General features: G+C 41.7%; 14 protein-coding genes. 9 read left to right on the top strand and 5 right to left on the bottom strand.

What is annotated here, in order from left to right; translation table 11 throughout:
* Positions 1-9: 9 nt before the first annotated feature.
* On the top strand, positions 10-117 hold the full coding sequence (locus PV763_RS08410) for a DUF2474 domain-containing protein (RefSeq protein ID WP_253148644.1): 108 nt from the start codon (positions 10-12) through the stop codon (positions 115-117).
* 83 nt (positions 118-200) lie between these two features.
* Here PV763_RS08410 and PV763_RS08405 read toward each other — a convergent pair whose 3' ends face one another.
* Both PV763_RS08405 and PV763_RS08400 read right to left on the bottom strand, forming a co-directional pair.
* Complete coding sequence (locus PV763_RS08405; RefSeq protein ID WP_253148646.1) at positions 201-818, bottom strand: thermonuclease family protein; 618 nt, start codon at positions 816-818, stop codon at positions 201-203.
* Positions 819-986: 168 nt separating this feature from the next.
* On the bottom strand, positions 987-1,904 hold the full coding sequence (locus tag PV763_RS08400) for a LysR family transcriptional regulator (RefSeq protein ID WP_005266278.1): 918 nt from the start codon (positions 1,902-1,904) through the stop codon (positions 987-989).
* A 94-nt stretch (positions 1,905-1,998) separates the two neighbouring features.
* Here PV763_RS08400 and PV763_RS08395 point away from each other — a divergent pair, with 94 nt between their 5' ends.
* The 7 genes from PV763_RS08395 to PV763_RS08365 all read left to right on the top strand — a co-directional run bounded on the left by PV763_RS08395 (position 1,999) and on the right by PV763_RS08365 (position 8,918).
* The gene (locus PV763_RS08395; protein WP_420937651.1) at positions 1,999-3,240 is read left to right on the top strand and encodes an acyl-CoA dehydrogenase family protein; all 1,242 of its coding nucleotides are present in this window, start codon (positions 1,999-2,001) and stop codon (positions 3,238-3,240) included.
* 52 nt (positions 3,241-3,292) lie between these two features.
* Positions 3,293-4,414, top strand: a complete 1,122-nt coding sequence (locus PV763_RS08390; protein WP_004731178.1) for a phosphotransferase family protein — start codon at positions 3,293-3,295, stop codon at positions 4,412-4,414.
* Positions 4,411-5,109, top strand: coding sequence for a histidine phosphatase family protein (locus PV763_RS08385; RefSeq protein ID WP_071850090.1), 699 nt, complete (start codon positions 4,411-4,413; stop codon positions 5,107-5,109). The genes PV763_RS08390 and PV763_RS08385 overlap by 4 nt, the downstream gene beginning before the upstream one ends.
* A 52-nt stretch (positions 5,110-5,161) precedes the next feature.
* A complete protein-coding gene (locus PV763_RS08380; RefSeq protein ID WP_004280440.1) occupies positions 5,162-5,905 on the top strand; it encodes an SDR family oxidoreductase in 744 nt (247 codons plus the stop codon).
* Positions 5,906-6,314: 409 nt separating this feature from the next.
* Positions 6,315-7,373, top strand: a complete 1,059-nt coding sequence (locus tag PV763_RS08375) for a fatty acid desaturase (protein ID WP_004280438.1) — start codon at positions 6,315-6,317, stop codon at positions 7,371-7,373.
* A 217-nt stretch (positions 7,374-7,590) separates the two neighbouring features.
* On the top strand, positions 7,591-8,301 hold the full coding sequence (locus PV763_RS08370; RefSeq protein WP_004280437.1) for an SGNH/GDSL hydrolase family protein: 711 nt from the start codon (positions 7,591-7,593) through the stop codon (positions 8,299-8,301).
* 32 nt (positions 8,302-8,333) lie between these two features.
* Positions 8,334-8,918, top strand: coding sequence for a uracil-DNA glycosylase family protein (locus PV763_RS08365; RefSeq protein ID WP_044108343.1), 585 nt, complete (start codon positions 8,334-8,336; stop codon positions 8,916-8,918).
* A gap of 86 nt (positions 8,919-9,004) precedes the next feature.
* Here PV763_RS08365 and PV763_RS08360 read toward each other — a convergent pair whose 3' ends face one another.
* The 3 genes from PV763_RS08360 to PV763_RS08350 form a co-directional block, all read right to left on the bottom strand.
* The gene (locus PV763_RS08360) at positions 9,005-9,487 is read right to left on the bottom strand and encodes a pyridoxamine 5'-phosphate oxidase family protein (RefSeq protein WP_420937650.1); all 483 of its coding nucleotides are present in this window, start codon (positions 9,485-9,487) and stop codon (positions 9,005-9,007) included.
* Positions 9,488-9,646: 159 nt separating this feature from the next.
* Entirely contained in the window at positions 9,647-10,084 is a 438-nt protein-coding gene (locus tag PV763_RS08355; RefSeq protein ID WP_420937649.1) for a hypothetical protein, read from the bottom strand.
* A gap of 167 nt (positions 10,085-10,251) precedes the next feature.
* On the bottom strand, positions 10,252-11,808 hold the full coding sequence (locus PV763_RS08350) for a phospholipase D family protein (protein WP_039902233.1): 1,557 nt from the start codon (positions 11,806-11,808) through the stop codon (positions 10,252-10,254).
* A gap of 121 nt (positions 11,809-11,929) precedes the next feature.
* Between PV763_RS08350 and PV763_RS08345 the strand changes: the two genes are divergently transcribed.
* The gene (locus PV763_RS08345; RefSeq protein ID WP_005246164.1) at positions 11,930-13,042 is read left to right on the top strand and encodes an S-(hydroxymethyl)glutathione dehydrogenase/class III alcohol dehydrogenase; all 1,113 of its coding nucleotides are present in this window, start codon (positions 11,930-11,932) and stop codon (positions 13,040-13,042) included.
* The last annotated feature ends 74 nt before the right edge of the window (positions 13,043-13,116 follow it).

Below are 13,116 nucleotides of genomic sequence, written 5' to 3'. Positions count from 1 at the left end.
GGAGTGGTCATGAAAGGCAAACAGGCATTATGGTTTTTAGGATTATGGCTGGCAGGATTTTTAACGCTGGCTCTGATTGCCGGCGCATTCCGCTTTCTGGTGCATTTGGCTTATTAAATCGGTAAAACTAAAATAAATGAAAAAAAGTGATCTGAATGTCCTGATCACTTTTTATTATTTGCAATTTATATTTGATAAAATCAAATTGACGATTTTACCTGTTTACGATAAACACTTGGACGTACAGGACGGCTACTTTTCCAAAGACCTTTTTTCTGTTTCTTGGCTTTATTTTGCAGCTCCATCATATAGCGTAAATGATTTTTGTCCTTAATATATTCTTCATAGACCCACGCTGCACCACGTTTGACAATCTCTTCATTGATATTTTTGCGATAGCGATAGACCACACCGACACAACGGCCATAACGGTCAATGTCGGTTATCTTGACCCGAATCATTTTATTATTCACCATGCTTTTGACCAGACGCTGCGATTCTTTACCATAGGCTTGCGATGATTCGGGGGCATCGACAAAAGCAAAGCGCAATTTGGTTTCAGAGCGACGAATGTTAAAACGGTAGCAGGTGAGGGTATCACCGTCACTTACAGCTTTTACACGGCACCAGTATTTTTTGCCTTTCTTAAAGGGACGGAAAACATCTTTTAAATAAACTGTAATCTTATGCAGCAGATAATAAGAAAAACATAGCAGTACTAGACCCAGCACAATTTGCCAGGTGGTGGAGAGATTTAACAAAGGCAAGATCCAAATCAGCAAAACCAGCTGTAAAATCACAGCTAAAAGTCGAGCCATTCTAGAGCAAAGCCAGTAGATCTACGGATTAAAAGCTAATCACTCAGTGTTTAGTTTTGTACCAGCTAAAATAGCCTAAGTGCATTTTTCTGGCGAAAAGATGAATCTGCAACCATCTAAACTTATATATAAAATAGCCTAAGCAATTTAAATTTCTTTATAAATAGCCTAAGTAAAAATTTTATAAATTTCAGCTCTCAAAAATTGATGTCTCTTATTCTCGTGCAAATCCTTATGCCAATATATCCCCATATTAATTTTCGGCAGTTCCACAGGGACTTCAAAAATATTTAGACTGGTAGCCAATTGTAAATGTACCAATACATTTTTAGGAATAGTCAGCATAGCTGTCTTTTGTTGTTCCAAAATTTGCAGAGCAGTTGAGTAATGCTGACAGCGTAAAAAAATCTGTCGTGAATATTGTTTACGGCTTAAATAAATATCCTCAACTAAAACGCCAGTACGGCGTGATGACACGCCAATATGAGGTGAGGCAAGATAAATCTGCTCATTCATTTCTGTTAATTGTGTACACACTACAAATTCATCTTGAACCAGACGCTCAAACTGGATTTTTTCAGCAATGTTTTGTTCCAGATCTATGACAAAATCGACCTGTTGAGAGGCGAGGTCTGCTGCTATATTTTTACGGTCCAGCTTCATGCTGCTAAGTTGAATTTCCAGATTGAGTTGTTGAAAGTGCTGAACCAGTCTGGGAAAGATCATTGGCTCAATTTCATCATGTACGGCAATTTTCAAACTCTGAATCATTTCCGGTCTGAAGTGCTGATGCTGTATTGAAATATTTTGAATCGCAAAAAGTGCATTCTTCAGCTCAGGATAGATCTGTTCCGCAAACGGCGTAGGTTGCATTTTGCTGCCAGTACGTACAAATAAATCATCCTGTAAATGCTGTCTTAAACGTTGTAAAGCATGACTGGCAGCAGACTGGCTAACTGATAAAATCTGTGCAGCTTTAGAAATACTGTTCTGCTCATAAATTGCCATAAAAAGCGGATAAAGGTTAATGTCGATACGATGAAAATTTCGCAGGTCCATAACTGTTTTGGAATGAATACTATGCATAATATTGTATGGGTTAAAATCATTTTATTCATAATAGGTTTTGGGTTAATGTGTTGTAAAGCGTATGAATTAGAATATTTAGAGGGATAAAGAGATGTTTGAGCTTTCAGCACGTGCACAAGATTATTTAAATAGAACCAAAAAATTTATTGCTGATGAAATTGAACCAGTTGAAGCTGATTTCTGGCAGCAGGTTCATGAGTTGAATCAAGGCGGTGACTGGACCAAATGGCAATGGCCAGCAGAACTGGAAAACTTAAAAGCCAAAGCCAAGGCAGCTGGCCTTTGGAATATGTTTTTGCCTTGTCCTGAGCTTGGCCAGGGTTTATCGATTCAGGAATATGCGCATATTGCTGAACTTTCCGGACGTAGCCTGATTGCGCCAGTCGTATTTAACTGTAATGCGCCAGACAGCGGCAATATGGAAGTATTGTGGCGTTATGGTTCTGAAGAACAAAAACAACAATGGCTCATGCCACTTTTAGAAGGAAAAATCCGTTCGGTCTTTTGTATGACTGAACCTGCAGTTGCATCCAGCGATGCCACCAATATGCAGGCAACGGCGATGGTGGAAGGTGATGAGATTGTTTTGAATGGCCGTAAATGGTGGTCGTCAGGTCTGGGCGATCCGAATGCCAAAATCATTATTTTTATGGCGCATACCCCAGATGAAACAAAAGACCGTCATCATCAGCATTCGATGGTTCTAGTTCCGGTAAATACCGCAGGGGTAAAAATTGAACGTATGCTGCCAGTGTTTGGTGACTACGATGCACCACATGGCCACGGCGAAGTCAGTTTTGAAAATGTCCGCGTTCCGGTAGCGAATTTTATTGGTGGCGCCGGTCAGGGTTTTGAAATTGCTCAAGGTCGTTTAGGACCAGGCCGTATTCATCATTGCATGCGCTGTATTGGTGCTGCGGAAAAATCCTTAGAGTTGATGATTGACCGTGGTATGAGCCGTAGCGCATTTGGCAAAGAGATTTTAAAACTCGGTGGCAACCTGGAGCGTGTCGCGGAAGCACGGGTTGCGATTGATCAGGCACGTCTTTTGACCTTGTATGCCGCCTATAAAATGGATACTTTAGGGAATATGGCAGCACTGACTGAAATTTCTGCAATTAAAGTCGTTGCGCCAAGTGTGCTGGAAAAAGTTGTTGATATGGCCATCCAGATCCACGGCGGTGCCGGTGTTTCTCGGGATACACCATTAACCGGATTTTTTGCTCAGGCACGTGCCTTGCGTTTGGCTGATGGCCCGGACGAAGTGCATAAGGGTATGATTGCCAAACTGGAACTGGCAAAACGTGGCTACAGTACTCGTCGCAAAAAATAAGCTGGCTTTAACTAGAAAATTGCAACGTATTAAAAAATTTTAAGGAAAAATTATGGCGGTTATTGATGTAGGTGGAGCAGTTCGTGCAGGTGAAGAACTGGATGTACAAGCCATCACCAATTGGTTAATTCAGCAAAATGTGAATGTTGAAGGCCCTGTGCAAGTGACCCAATATTCAGGCGGAGCTTCAAACTGGACCTACCGTTTACAGTATGCCAATGCCGATTTAATTTTACGTCGTCCGCCACAAGGTACCAAAGCCAAATCAGCCCATGATATGGCACGTGAATATCATGTGCAGAAAGCCTTGGCTGAACATTATCCCGTCGTGCCTGAAATGGTCGCGCTTTGTCAGGATGAATCAGTGATTGGTTGTGATTTCTATGTGATGAAACGGCTTGAAGGAATTATTCCTCGCGCCAAAATGCCAGCTGAGCTGCAGCTTACTGAATCCGATATCCGGACTTTATGTATCAATGTGATTGATAAACTGATCGAATTGCATCAGGTGCCTTATCAAGGAACTGAACTTGAAAATCTCGGTAAGGGTGAAGGCTATTGTCGCCGTCAGGTCGAAGGCTGGGATGTACGTTATGAAAAGGCTAAAACTTTAAATGTTCCATCGTTTAAATATGTGCGCAACTGGCTTAAAGATAATATTCCTTCAGATTCTAAAACCTGTGTGATTCATAATGACTGGCGTTTTGATAATGTCATCTTAAATCCGGAAAATCCGACTGAAGTGATTGGCGTACTGGACTGGGAAATGGCGACACTCGGCGATCCGCTCATGGACCTAGGTTCTGCTTTAGCCTATTGGGTGGAAGATACTGACAATGCCATCTTTAAGGCAACACGCCGCCAGCCAACCAATCTAAAAGGTATGTTTACCCGTAAAGAAGTGGTGGATTACTACTTGGGAAAAACCGGCCTGCAACCGGAAAACTGGGCGTTTTATGAGGTGTTCGGAATTTTCCGTCTCGCGGTGATTGCCCAGCAGATCTATTATCGTTATTACCATAAACAGACTAATAATCCAGCGTTCAAGGATTTTTGGGTGGTGATTCATGCCTTGCATATTCGTGCCTTAAAACTGATTGGCAAGCAAAAACTGGAAGCCAATGAGATTGCACAAAAGTATGTGCTTAAATTTAAAGAGATAATGCCAAAATGACAACCATTTACTTGATCCGGCATGGCCAGGCCTCTTTTGGCGCAGAAAGTTACGATCAACTTTCGCCCAACGGCGAGTTACAGGCAAAGCTTTTGGGTCGCTATTTTGACGAAATCCTGAAAGAAGCGCCTTATGTGGTGGCTGGTTCCATGCAACGCCATCAACAGACAGCGCAATTATCACTGGACAAATGTTTTCCGGAAAGTGAGATTCTGACCGATAGTGCCTGGAATGAATTTAATCATCAGCAGGTATTCGCCCGTTATGAGCCGCGCTTTAATCAGCCTGAATTGCTGAAACAGGATGTATCAGAACATGAAAATCCACGGGATTATCTGAGCAAGATTTTTAGCGGTGCAATTGCACGCTGGACTGGCGATGATTATCACCATGAATATGATGAATCTTGGCCAAGTTTCAAAGCACGCGTGGAAAGCGGCTTAGAAAATCTGTGTGACCAGTTGTCCAAAAGCCGACCACGCTATGCAGTAGTTTATACCTCAGGTGGGGTGATTTCTGTGGCTGTAGGCAAAATTTTGGGCCTTAGTCCGGAGAAAACCTTTGCTCTGAACTGGGCGATTACCAATACCAGTATCACGACACTACGTCTGGTGGGTAATGAACCGCAACTACTCAGTTTAAATGAACATCATTTTATTAAAGCACAGCGTCCAGATTTATTGACCTGGATTTAAAATGAGATTGAAAACCTAATACGCTAGAAAAATAAAGGAATAGGGTAAATACATGGCTAAAACAATTTTAATTACCGGTGCAAGTTCAGGGATCGGCGCCGGTATGGCACGTGAATTTGCGAAAAAAGGCTATAACCTGGCGATTTGTGCACGTCGTTTGGAGCGTCTGGAAATCTTAAAGCAGGAACTGGAAAGCCAATATGGCATCAAAGTCATTGCCAAAACACTAGATGTCACCGATTACGATCAAGTGTTTGAAGTGTTTCGTGCTTTTAAAGAAGACTTTGGCACCATTGACCGAGTTATTGTGAATGCTGGTGTCGGTGAGGGCCGCCGGATTGGTAAAGGTAATTTTGCTATCAATAAAGCCACGGTTGAAACCAACTTTATTTCGGCATTAGCACAATGTGAAGCTGCAGTTGAAATCTTCCGTGCACAAAACTCTGGCCATCTGGTGATGATTTCATCTATGAGTGCAATGCGCGGTATGCCAAAACATTTAACGGCTTATGGTGCAAGTAAGGCCGGCGTGGCTCATTTAGCGGAAGGCATTCGAGCTGAATTGATCGATACGCCAATAAAAGTGACCACCATTTTCCCAGGATATATTCGTACTGAAATTAATGAAGGGGCAAAAAAGCTACCTTTTGAAGTAGATGAAAAAACTGGTTCGCGTTTATTGGCAGCAGAAATTGAAAAAGCACCAGTTAAGGCTTATGTGCCGAAATGGCCTTGGTTGCCACTCGGTCTAGCCATGAAAGTATTACCACTTAAACTGGTGAACAAGTTAGGTTAAAAGCGCTCTTAGATCTATAAAAAGAGAAGCTAGAGCGCTTCTCTTTTTATTTTTTATGACAAACTGAGAAAAATTTCTGAATCAGTATTTTTTTCTAAAAAATGTATAGCTTGAATTTACAAAAAAGCGAAATCTTATAAATCCTAATATATTGATTATTAAAATAAAGTTTTAAATTATCAAAAATTATATTTTTATTTTATTGATGAATTTGCAATTAAATCAATTACTTTTAAATTTTCGTTTCATGAGAAAGACCATCTTTTACTTTTCCTAATTTTCGCCAATTTTAAGAACTTTTCCAAACTGTCCAAAACTTAGACATACTCACTCTAAAAGTGGAAAGATAACTTCTCTTTTTTAGAATTTCCTTTAATGTACAACCGTTCAGAAATTAAAGGTTGTCCATATGTCTACATCTGCGGATATGACTGACCAGCAGCGAATCTCCAAGGTCAGAAGTATCGTTACCCAGGCCGGGGAAGAGGTGCGTGCTCGTTATCCCATACTCAAACATCAGAACTTTATCGGTGCGAGTATTTTAGGCTTTGCCTGGGCAGGCATGATTGCATGCGCGGTAGCATATGGAACAGGTTATCTCTCAGCATGGTTTACCATTCCCTTGATTGCGATTTTTGCGTCATTGACCCATGAATTGGAACATGACCTGATTCATTATATGTATTTCAAAAAAACACCTTGGGCACATCATCTGATGCTGGCACTGGTCTGGTTGGCACGTCCAAACACCATCAGTCCGTGGGCACGTCGTCGTTTACATTTGCATCATCATAAATATTCAGGCACTGAACATGACCTGGAAGAACGTGGCATCAGTAATGGTATGCCTTGGGGCATTCGCCGAATTCTGGTGATTAGTGACCAGTTGATGTCAGTGTATCTGCGTCCATTTCAGATGATTAAAATGATTCATCTTTTTCTGGAAAAACAGCCTGAAAAAGAACGTAAAATTGCCATGATTTCTCAGCTATTTGGCTTTTTACCTCTCAGCATTATTTACTATGGATTGTGCTACCTGTTTGTGGTCTTTCATGGTTTAAATGCAGTTTCACCGCTATTCGGTTATGAGATGCTCTGGTCGCAAGGCATTGTCGACGCGATGCCGATTGTAAATCTGCTGGCAGTCATCTGGGTGATTCCGAACTTTATCCGTTCTTTTAGCTTGCAGTTTGTCAGCTCAAATATGCATTACTATGGCGATATTGATCCACGTGATGTGATCAAACAAACCCAAGTGCTCAATCCATGGTGGATGGTTCCGTTCCAGTTATTCTGCTGTAATTTTGGTTCGACCCATGCGATTCATCATTTTGTGGTCAAAGAGCCATTTTATATCCGTCAACTGACGTCCAAAACGGCGCATAAAGTAATGAAAGAAGTGGGCGTGCGTTTTAATGATGTGGGAACTTTTAAGCGTATGAATCGCTGGAATGACTATAAAATCTAAGCTTTAATTTCCATAAGAAATCCCGTTTTTAAGCGGGATTTTTTTATATTTATCTTTGATGTTTTACCCAATGGCAAGATGTATAAGCCTGTATTTTGCAAGAATCCTATCTTAGTTAAATTTAGGTGAACATTCATTTAAAATGACTGTTGAGGAAATAGTTCAAAAGAATAAACTCAGGTAAAATTAAGTATATCCCTATATAAATTAGCCCGCTATGTTGCTGAAAGCCGCCACCATTGCCTTGATTCCTGCACTTGTCATTCAGGGTAATCGTGTCAAGAAAAATACCCTAAGACTGCCGGAACCTGAAGGTGCACGTGAAGGTCAAACCGGAACCGGCAACAAACTGTCTCTGCTGATTTTAGGGGATTCGGCAGCAGCAGGTGTAGGAGTAGAACATCAGGATGACGCATTACTGGGTGCAATTCTGCATGAACTGAAAGATGACTTTGAAATTGACTGGAAATTACAGGCCAAAACAGGCGATACCAGCTCAAAAGTAATTCATGCTTTGGACCAAATAGAAGTCCAGCACTATGATGTAATCGTCACGTCGGTTGGCGTCAATGATGTGACCAAACTGATACCTGTCGAGGTTTGGATTCAGAAACAGGAACAGCTTTATAGTAAAATTCAGCAAAAATTTAGTCCGAAACTGATCATTGCTGCCGGTGTGCCGCCAATGAATATGTTTCCGGCGCTACCGAATCCTTTAGCCTGGCTATTTGGCCAGTATGCTAAACAGATGAACCAGCAACTAGAAAATTTTGTGAATCAGCAAGTGAATATGCAATGGATTGAATACGATATTGAGAAGTATCGTGCCATGAATTTACAAATGGCTGCAGATGGTTTTCATCCGAGTAAGGAAGTTTATACACTTTGGGGACAAGAAGTAGCTGGCAAGATTCGGAAGACCTTCTAAAATAGTTGAAATCTCTCAATTTAGTTAATTCTATGTCTGATATTGAAACGCATCCGCTACCGCCATTTTTACCGCCCAATGCCAAATTACTGATGTTGGGTAGTTTTCCGCCACCTGCCACACGCTGGAAAATGAACTTTTATTACCCAAACTATCAAAATGATATGTGGCGGATTTTTGGACTGATTTTCTTTGAAAATAAAGATTACTTTTTAGATCTACCCAATAAAAAATTTCAGGAACAATTGATCCGGGAGTTTTTAACAGAAACGGGGATTGCGATTTTTGATAGTGGCTATCAGATCCGGCGTTTAAAGGGCAATGCTTCAGACAAATTTTTGGAAATTGTAGTACCTACCAATATTGAGCAACTACTCAGCCAAATGCCGCAGTGCAATCATATTATGACCACAGGCGACAAGGCCACAGACACCATGATGCTGTCTATGCCTGAAGGGACTTTAAAGCCGAGTATTGGTCAGCCTAGCGAGGCCCATTTTGTCGGACGTGATCTGTATTTATATCGCATGCCTTCATCTTCTCGAGCATATCCGGTTTCTCTAGAGAAAAAAGCCGAAAGTTACCGATTGATGTTTGAACATGTGGGTCTAGTTTAATATTTAATCCAATAATCAGATAAAATGGTTAAAGAGGTTTTAGGCTACAGACAAGACATAAACTTACTATTTGTAAGTTATTGGCTTTATTTATTCATATTTGGATATTCAACCCAGCGATGGCTATTAATTTTAATCTCCCGGACATGATGAAAGCTGGACCAGATTAACTGGCTACCTTTGGTCCATTTTAAAGCTCGAATACGCGACTCCACCTGCTGTATTTCCTCAGGTGAGGCCGGACGTAAAGGCCCAATTTCTGCATATAAGCGTACTCCTGGATAACGCTTAAATTTCCCTTTAAGTAACGAATGAAACCAAAACAGTTTGCTACTGTTCACAGCCTGTATGCAGGCCATCGGCTGATGCTGTAAATTCTCAGAAAAAGTAGTGGAATAAGTATCAAAGAAGAAACCGATACTGGTCTTTTTGTTGAGAAATATGGTTCCGATCGGAGTAATACTAGGAAAGCCTTTGGGGTTGACTGTTGCAATAGAGCAATGCATGGCAGCCTGTTGTGCATCAGCAACCACCTGGCGAATCTGTTGCCATTCACTATCAGAAATCATGTCTTGATTCTCTTATTATTTTTATAAATTTTATAATAACTTAACTAGCTGAGCATTGCCTGAAAAGACTGAAGCTACGGCAGTTTGATCAATCTAAAACGTCACTCAGATTATAAAAAAGAGCCACATGGGCTCTTTAAAAAATGCAAAATTCGGCGATTAGCTATCGTATTCGACATAATCCCATAAGTTTAAACGTGCTTTAATTTCCTGACGGATCTCGGGCAACATCGGCAAAAGAGTACCATCAATCCATAAGCTCAACGCTTGGGTAGAGAGTACTTGCTGCTGTTCATCGACCAGTTGTGCACCTTTCAACATAATTCCGGTCTCATCAGTGGCTTCGGTTTCTACACCTTTAAATAAAACCTGTAATTCATAACCGCTATCCTGAATCAGCCATTCCAGTTCGAGCTGAATATTTTCACTGGATTTCAAAACCACCTGTCCCTCGACCGTATCGGAGTCGGACAGACAGTCATGTTCCACCCGAATTTTGGTCAAATACCATTCTTGCTGGGATAAATCATGGAGGGTTTTTACAGGTGTCAGAATATCACTGAACTTAAACTGACGGCTTAAATCAAAAAATTGCATGGGAGTGGAGGGCGAACAAGCGCAAAATACGAGAAAAGTGTAATTCTAAAGTAAGTGCAATAGACTGTAAAACCTTTTAAACGATGATTAGGCTAAGTTAGTTTAAGAAGCCATTCTCGAAATACGGGCTTTCCATATCATGTAATTTTGAGATCATTCCAATGTCATTACATTAGCCATTCACCAGGAAATTCCGTCACCAGATTCATCATAAAACGCTGGAATTTTGTAGTTTCCGGATCATGTAGATGTTGAATGCTACGGCCATCTTTTTGATGTTCTAGCCAAATCATTTCATTTTTTTCATTCAGCTTAAGTTGATAAGCCACGCGTGGTAAGTACTGATCCATCGCACTGGCAATTTCCTTCTGAAAATCTTCCGACTCAATGACCAGACCGACTTCGGTATTCAGATAGGCCGAACGCGGATCAAAATTAAATGAACCCACAAACACCATGCCATCCAGATCAAAGAATTTGGCATGCAAACTAGAGCTGTTTTTGTTTTTAGCCGGGATGATGTCTCCGGTCATAATTTCATACCAGGTGCGTTCCGGCCGGACAATGTAGGGTTTAAATTCCCAGAGTTCGATGCCACTTTTCAATAATTGCTGACGATATTGCTGATAATAGGCATGCACTGCGGCCACATCATTGGCCTGAAAAGAGTTGGTCAGGATTCTGATTTTCACCCCCTGTTGCGCACGACGGGTTAAATAGTCGGCCCCTTTTTGCGTGGGAATAAAATATGAGGACACCAGTTCCAGATGTTTTTTCGGCTCACCCATCAATTCGAGCATATGGGTATAAATATAATCGCCATTTTTGGCATGAGGACGGGCTTTTGCGGGACTATCCGCGACAAAATAAGCCGGCGCCCAGTGAATGGGTTGTTTTTTTAAGTGTTGTTCGACTTGTTTCTCGGCAATGCCCACCCGGCGTTTGAGTTCAGTTTCATCGACATCTTCACGTGCAAATTCAGTTCTGAGCCTTTTAAGCATTTCAGGATGGCCGGCATCATTCAGCACCTGTCGAACGTCATAACTCAGATCATCATTCCAGAAGTTAATAAAGGTCTGATTGGCATCTGTTACGCTTTGACCCGCGAAGAATATATCCACATCGGTGAATTGAAAATCTTCACTGGCATCAAAGTATTCACTGCTGATATTGCGGCCGCCGGTCACGGCTGCAGTTCCGTCTGCAATGATCAGTTTATTGTGCATACGATGATTGACCTTTTTCATCCGGAAGCCATAATCCAGCGCACGTAAATGACGAAATTTATAGGGATTAAAAATTCGAACTTCAAAATTTGGATGTTGGCTTAGAGCAAGAAGCTTATCATCGAGCTGGGTGCCATTTTGATCGTCAATCTGAACCCGCACTTTGACACCGCGATCGGCAGCTTTTAAGAGCTGGGACAAGATCATATTGCCAATATAATCATCCTTCCAGATGTAATACTGTAGATCCAGATGATATTTGGCCTTGTTAATCAGGTGCAGACGCGCTGCCATACTCATAAAGCCATCATAGAGCGGCAAGAAAGCCGTTTTACCGCTATTGATCTGTTGTTTTGAAAGTTGATTGTCGATCCAGTGCGCAGGTCGAACCGGCGTGATTTTCGCTTCTTCAGCAGTGTTGGGAGCCAGTTCACAGCCAGAAAGCATGATGCTAAAAGTAAAAATGCTCAAACATACAAAGGGCGAAGGTTTAGTCATTGATGTTCCATTAATTATAGGATCTTTTATTCCTTATCTGGTGATGTTAATAGTTGAATCTCCGAATAGAAAGAGGTTACTGTTAGTCATCTGTAAATCAGCAAAAAAAGGACAGTTTTACATGAAATCACGTGCAGCAGTTGCGTTTGGTCCAGGCCAGCCATTAGAAATTGTAGAAGTGGATGTTGCTCCACCAAAAGCAGGTGAAGTACTGGTAAAAATTAGCCATACAGGCGTGTGTCATACCGATGCATTTACCTTGTCTGGTGAAGATCCTGAAGGTGTATTTCCTGCAATTTTGGGTCATGAAGGTGCGGGTGTGGTCGTTGAAGTCGGTGAAGGTGTTATCAGCCTGAAACCGGGCGATCACGTGATTCCGCTTTATACTGCTGAGTGCGGCGAATGCTTGTTCTGTAAGTCAGGTAAGACCAACCTGTGTGTTGCTGTGCGTGCGACCCAAGGTAAAGGTGTCATGCCAGATGGAACGACCCGTTTCTCTTATAATGGCGAGCCGATCTATCACTATATGGGTTGTTCAACTTTTTCTGAATATACTGTGGTAGCTGAAGTTTCTCTGGCGAAAATTAATCCTGAAGCCAACCATGAGCATGTTTGCCTGCTGGGCTGTGGTGTGACTACTGGTATTGGTGCGGTACATAACACGGCGAAAGTTCAGGAAGGTGACAGTGTTGCAGTATTTGGTTTAGGTGGTATTGGGCTTGCTGTAGTACAAGGCGCACGTCAGGCTAAAGCTGGCCGTATCATTGTGATTGATACCAATCCGGATAAATTTGAACTGGCGAAACAGTTTGGTGCGACAGATTTCCTGAATCCAAAAGACTATGATCAGCCGATCCAGCAAGTGATCGTCGAAATGACTGGTTGGGGTGTAGACCATTCATTCGAATGTATCGGTAATGTAGATGTAATGCGTTCAGCATTAGAATGTGCGCACCGTGGCTGGGGTCAATCAGTGATTATTGGAGTAGCCGGTGCAGGTAAAGAAATTTCAACCCGTCCATTCCAGTTAGTCACAGGTCGTAAATGGATGGGTACTGCGTTTGGTGGGGTGAAAGGCCGTTCACAATTGCCGGGAATGGTAGAGCAATCCATGAAAGGTGAAATTCAACTTGAGCCTTTTGTGACACATACCATGCCATTAGATCAGATCAATGAAGCTTTTGACCTGATGCATGAAGGCAAGTCGATCCGTACAGTCATTCATTTTGACTAAGCTGTTTTAATCTAAAAAAGACCGGTACCAATCCGGTCTTTTTTATGCGGCTTTCACTTGATTCAGGATACATT

This window comes from Acinetobacter sp. AS5, from assembly GCF_048957595.1.
In the GTDB taxonomy this organism is placed as follows: Bacteria; Pseudomonadota; Gammaproteobacteria; order Pseudomonadales; family Moraxellaceae; genus Acinetobacter.
This window is presented reverse-complemented; position numbering and strand designations above follow the sequence as displayed.

What these genes read in the sequence shown, in the direction of transcription:
- PV763_RS08370 (WP_004280437.1), top strand. Translation starts at nt 7,591, where the DNA reads ATGTTGCTGAAAGCCGCCACCATTGCCTTGATTCCTGCACTTGTCATT.
- PV763_RS08375 (WP_004280438.1), top strand. Translation starts at nt 6,315, where the DNA reads ATGTCTACATCTGCGGATATGACTGACCAGCAGCGAATCTCCAAGGTC.
- PV763_RS08380 (WP_004280440.1), top strand. Translation starts at nt 5,162, where the DNA reads ATGGCTAAAACAATTTTAATTACCGGTGCAAGTTCAGGGATCGGCGCC.
- PV763_RS08400 (WP_005266278.1), bottom strand. Translation starts at nt 1,904, where the DNA reads ATGCATAGTATTCATTCCAAAACAGTTATGGACCTGCGAAATTTTCAT.
- PV763_RS08395 (WP_420937651.1), top strand. Translation starts at nt 1,999, where the DNA reads ATGTTTGAGCTTTCAGCACGTGCACAAGATTATTTAAATAGAACCAAA.
- PV763_RS08345 (WP_005246164.1), top strand. Translation starts at nt 11,930, where the DNA reads ATGAAATCACGTGCAGCAGTTGCGTTTGGTCCAGGCCAGCCATTAGAA.
- PV763_RS08365 (WP_044108343.1), top strand. Translation starts at nt 8,334, where the DNA reads ATGTCTGATATTGAAACGCATCCGCTACCGCCATTTTTACCGCCCAAT.
- PV763_RS08360 (WP_420937650.1), bottom strand. Translation starts at nt 9,487, where the DNA reads ATGATTTCTGATAGTGAATGGCAACAGATTCGCCAGGTGGTTGCTGAT.
- PV763_RS08390 (WP_004731178.1), top strand. Translation starts at nt 3,293, where the DNA reads ATGGCGGTTATTGATGTAGGTGGAGCAGTTCGTGCAGGTGAAGAACTG.
- PV763_RS08350 (WP_039902233.1), bottom strand. Translation starts at nt 11,808, where the DNA reads ATGACTAAACCTTCGCCCTTTGTATGTTTGAGCATTTTTACTTTTAGC.
- PV763_RS08410 (WP_253148644.1), top strand. Translation starts at nt 10, where the DNA reads ATGAAAGGCAAACAGGCATTATGGTTTTTAGGATTATGGCTGGCAGGA.
- PV763_RS08405 (WP_253148646.1), bottom strand. Translation starts at nt 818, where the DNA reads ATGGCTCGACTTTTAGCTGTGATTTTACAGCTGGTTTTGCTGATTTGG.
- PV763_RS08385 (WP_071850090.1), top strand. Translation starts at nt 4,411, where the DNA reads ATGACAACCATTTACTTGATCCGGCATGGCCAGGCCTCTTTTGGCGCA.
- PV763_RS08355 (WP_420937649.1), bottom strand. Translation starts at nt 10,084, where the DNA reads ATGCAATTTTTTGATTTAAGCCGTCAGTTTAAGTTCAGTGATATTCTG.